Source organism: Mycobacterium sp. 1165178.9 (assembly GCF_001673555.1).
In the GTDB taxonomy this organism is placed as follows: Bacteria; Actinomycetota; Actinomycetes; order Mycobacteriales; family Mycobacteriaceae; genus Mycobacterium.
On sequence record NZ_LZMB01000278.1, the window covers coordinates 1 to 4,268 of the forward strand.

Below are 4,268 nucleotides of genomic sequence, written 5' to 3' on the forward strand. Positions count from 1 at the left end.
GGCGCGGGCTATCCCACAGCGCGAGACATACGACTGGTTCGGCACCGAACTCGCCAATCTGCGCACGGCATTCCGCTGGGCCGCCGACCGGGGTGACCTCGACGTTGCCGCGCCCATCGTGACGTACGCCTGGATTCTCGGCTTCTATGGCAACGAGAACTATGAGCCGGTTTCGTGGGCGGAAGAGCTGATCGAGCCCGCGAGCGCAATCGGGCACCCGCGCCTGGCGACTCTGTACGCTTGCGCATCGCTGTGCTGGCTAACGGGCGGAGTCGATCGAGCGCTCGCATACGCCGACAGCGGTCAGGCCGCTGTGGCGAGCAGCCCACATGTGCCGCCGTTCGGCATGGAAGGCACGCTTGGGGGCGCGTATATGGGCGTCGGACAAGCCGAGCGGTGGGCGGAAATGTGCCGCACCGCGCTCGAACGCCGAGGCGACAACCACGTTGTCATTCGGGCCTGCCGAGTCTGTGCACTGACTTTCGCCGGTCTCCTCGAGGAGGCGAGAAAAGCCGTCGACGGCTTGATCGAAGCAGCCATCGCCACCGATAACCCCTATATGCATACGTTCGCGACCGCCGCCTACGCATACTGCCTGAGTTCGGCGGGTTCCGAACGTGACCTCGCGCTCTGCCGGCAGGGGTTAGCGCTCGCCCAGGACAGCGGCAATCGATATAACGAAGCGATTCTCGCGGTGGCGCTGGCCCGACTCGAATCCGAAACATCCGTTACCGCAACGGCGTTCGACCATGTGAGGCTGGTAATTCGGCGTTGGCACGACTCCGGGAATCTCGCGAATTTGGTCGGGCCCCTCGCGATGCTCAGCACATTCCTGGATCGCATGGGGCGGTTCGAGCCCGCCGCGACAATAGCCGGCTTTTCGTGCGACGTCGTATCCCTGGCGACGGCCCCAGAGTTGGCGCCCACCATCGCGCACCTCCGCGAGACGCTCGGCGAGCAACCCTACGAATCGTTTGCCCGCAAGGGCGAGGCGATGACTGCGGCCGCCATCGTGGCGTTTGCATACGACCAAATCGATTCGGCCCGCGCGGAGCTCGAAGCGGTCTCGAAATAGCCGACTTACGAGTCGCAAAGTCTGTGTCAGGACCAGTGGGTACCAGGCCAGGGCGACAGGCTGTGCGACCGCGAAGAGGCGCCGCTCGCAATGCACGCTTATTTCGTTTCCTAGCGTTCTCGAACGAGGCGTGCAATGTTGATGCTCATCGAAAATGTGCCAGCAGGGAGGGGGAAATCATGAGTGATTCGGCGAGGCCTTTGTATCAGCGGATGGGCGGCTACGACGTGATCGCTGCGGTCATCGATGATCTCTTCGCGATATTGCATAACGACCCGGCTTTCGCTCGATTCTTCGGTGGCCGCAGTCAGGATTCGGTCATTCGCGCTCGGCAGCTCTTAGTGGATCAGATGTGTGCGCTAAGCGGAGGACCATGCCAGTACATTGGCCGCGACATGCAAACATCCCATAGGGGACTCGGGATCACCGAGGTTGAATGGGAAACGAATATGGCAGCCTCGGGTGCCGCGCTCACCAAGAACGGCGTCGGCGACGCCGAGCGCGAAGAATTCCTCGCGCTGTTCGAGCGTTACCGCGACGACATCGTCGAGGTGGATCAACTCGTTGATGACACTACGTGAACCCCACGAGGAGTCGGTAGAAGTTGTGGCGGCTCGTCGCCCACCTAATCAGGTCGGCGAGAGCGACGCACCGAGTGGCTCGTCGAGACGACGGGCGCCAGAAGACCCGGCGAAGGCGCGCTTTACGGGACGAAACGGACCAATCACCCAAGAGGCAGCACGCCATGACGTGTTGGTGAACTTGTCTAGGAGACGTGGGTACGACCTCGGCGCGCCTCGTCCTTGCGGCAGATGATGAGGGCTTCGACGTAGTCCCAGCGGTAGCGGTCGGGGGCGTCCGTGACGCGCTCCTCGAGTTCTCCGAGGAAATCGGCGAGGAGACCGGCGGCGCATGCCTCGCCCTCGTGCGCGAAGGCACGGAGAAGGAGCGGCTCTCCCCATGCGGCCACGCTCTGGACGTATTCCCGCGCGAACACCGCGGGATCGTCGTGCCAGTAGGGATTGTCGAGACGAAAGAGCTCGGCACTCTGGAGTTCGAGGCCGGCGAAGCGTCCGCCGCCCGCCTTGAAGGGAGCCCCGAACTCGTCGAGCGTGCGCGACCAGACCGGGACAACGGCCGCCTCGACGGTGGCGCTGCCGATGCGCCCCGCGTGGCGCCAATCGGCGAGCAGCCGGTTCATGTCTCCGATGATCTCGACATAGAGCCCCGTCCTGTCTGGGCATGGCGTGGGGGAGGCCGGGATGGCGGCGATGAACCACCCTCCGGGGGCCAGCTCCGCCGCGCGCATCTCGAGCAGTCGCTCCCAGTGCCGCTCCGCGGCGACGCGCCAGGCACGTCGCTCGTCCTCGTTCACGTGGTCCGGGTAGCCGGGGAAGACTGAGCCACTCGAAGCCAACCCGGCGGCGTCGGCGACCCAGTGCATGCACGTCCCGGTCACCGCGATGTGCACTGTGCCCGGTGCAAAGGAGGGCGCCCGGTGCAGCGGGATTCCGGCCATGGAGACCACCGTGGCGGGGGCTGGGTCGCGATCGAGCACTCGCCGACAGGCCTCGCCGTGGGCCTCCGGCACGGCATAGTGGGCGCCCGTGCCCGCGTCGGCGACTCCGGGGCCGGCCTCGCCTGGCGCTGGTATCACGACGATCGGGCTCTCATCCGCCGCAAGGACGAAGGCATCCCGCAAATGGGCGGCGGCGACCCGCCAAGCGTTTGTCGGGAGATCAACGAGCGCGTAGATCAGCGCCCGGCCGGCGCGCTGCGCCACGAGATCGCGGATGAGGCCGTGAGAGTTAACGCCGTCGGCGGCGCCCAGATCCGACACGCGGAGCACCGGCTCGTTCGCAAGCCGCTCCGCTGCGGCCATCACCGCCGGGTGCGTCGCCTCGAAGCAAGCGCATTGCGAGAGGGCGTGCCGCGCATAGTCGTCGGCCATGCTCGAGAGCTCGTGGCGACGTGGCGGCGTGCTGCTTCCCTCCCGCAAGGTTCCTCCGCGGTCCGGACTGCATAACAGGGCCTATCGTCCCACAGGGCACCGGGCGCGCCAAACACGACAGGGGCAGCGCCACTGTCTCGAAATAGACCAAATTCAAGCGTCTCGAACAGCCGCTACTCGGGCCGCAGCGGGTTGACCGCGAACTGGATCACCCGGTACGGCGCGGCAACGCGTGCCCGAGTGTCCCACTGGCTCACGAAGATTCGCAGCTCGTCAAGCGTCGAACCGGGCGAGATGTAACCGCCATACGGTTGCGCGAGCCGGTTGTCGTAGGGCGGCGGCAGGCTCTCCGCCGGCTCCGGCCACTCGTCGTGCTGCACCACCGTGGTGACCGGCGCGTCGCCCAGCGACGTCGGGTCGTTGGCCACCCGGACCTCCATGTTGCCGGTGACGGCATTGAAATAGGACAGCACGGCCTTGCCCTCGATCTGCCGGATGCACAGCTCGCCCACCGCGTCCGGCCACAGCGGCGTCGGCGGCTTGCCCCAGCCTCCGCCTGGGCCGGCCGCCCAACCCTGCCACCGCGACCGGTCGGTAAACGTCTGCGGCGTAGCCCGATACAGCAGGACCGGATCCCTGCGCGTGAAACTGTCGGCGACTATGTACACCCACCCGCTAGGAGACTCCGGGGTGGGGATCGGGTCGTAGTAGCCGCTTATCTGGGTCTGCGCGCCGCCCTGGTACGCCGCGGGTCGCTTGGATCCCGGGATCGTCTGCCAGCCCGCGCGCGCCGGTTCGGCGGTCACCAGCCGGGAGGTCTGCGGCTCGAGGTTCTTGGTCGTCGTCACCATCAGGTAGTTGTGCCGATTGATCTGCACCACACCGGCCGGCAGCTGCGAGGCTCCCGGCGGGGTGGGCTCGGCGAGCAGCGGATTGCTGATGCCGGTGACCCCGGTGTAGCGCACTCCGCCGGGGTCGTCGACGGACGAGGTGTCGACGCGCAGCGCGACGGGTGCGTACCAACCGCCGAATCCGACCCCCTGCCCGGCGAAGCTGTCGCCGCAGACTTGGAGCAATTCGGCGGGAAACTCGACGAACTCGCACAGGTCTGTCGCGCCGATGCCGTAGTCCACAGTCGGCGTGCCGGTTCCGGCACTGGGGCCGATGCGCAACACCTGGCCGGGCGCCAGCGGCTGCAGCACGGGCTCGGGGGCGGGCGCCGCCGGGTCGGCGAACTCGACG

3 protein-coding genes and 1 pseudogene are annotated in these 4,268 nt (G+C 66.8%); 2 read left to right on the top strand and 2 right to left on the bottom strand.

The annotated features are described in order from the left end of the window. Together A5652_RS28080 and A5652_RS12050 are read left to right on the top strand one after the other, a co-directional pair. Positions 1-1,075 (top strand): annotated as a pseudogene (locus A5652_RS28080) (adenylate/guanylate cyclase domain-containing protein); the annotation flags it as partial. A 179-nt stretch (positions 1,076-1,254) separates the two neighbouring features. Then, positions 1,255-1,656 carry a group 1 truncated hemoglobin gene (locus A5652_RS12050; RefSeq protein ID WP_067351004.1) on the top strand — a complete coding sequence of 134 codons (402 nt, stop codon included), beginning with the start codon at positions 1,255-1,257 and terminating at the stop codon, positions 1,654-1,656. A gap of 185 nt (positions 1,657-1,841) precedes the next feature. On the opposite strand, the gene A5652_RS12055 is transcribed toward A5652_RS12050, so the two are convergent. Together A5652_RS12055 and A5652_RS12060 are read right to left on the bottom strand one after the other, a co-directional pair. Beyond that, positions 1,842-3,026 carry a hypothetical protein gene (locus A5652_RS12055; RefSeq protein WP_067351007.1) on the bottom strand — a complete coding sequence of 395 codons (1,185 nt, stop codon included), beginning with the start codon at positions 3,024-3,026 and terminating at the stop codon, positions 1,842-1,844. Positions 3,027-3,199: 173 nt separating this feature from the next. Continuing rightward, positions 3,200-4,268, bottom strand: a 1,069-nt coding sequence (locus tag A5652_RS12060; RefSeq protein ID WP_197513932.1) for a DUF4185 domain-containing protein, incomplete at its 5' end; no start/stop codon positions are given.

Excerpts from the sequence above, each read along its gene's own strand:
- A5652_RS12050 (WP_067351004.1), top strand. The coding sequence starts at position 1,255 with ATGAGTGATTCGGCGAGGCCTTTGTATCAGCGGATGGGCGGCTACGAC.
- A5652_RS12055 (WP_067351007.1), bottom strand. The coding sequence starts at position 3,026 with ATGGCCGACGACTATGCGCGGCACGCCCTCTCGCAATGCGCTTGCTTC.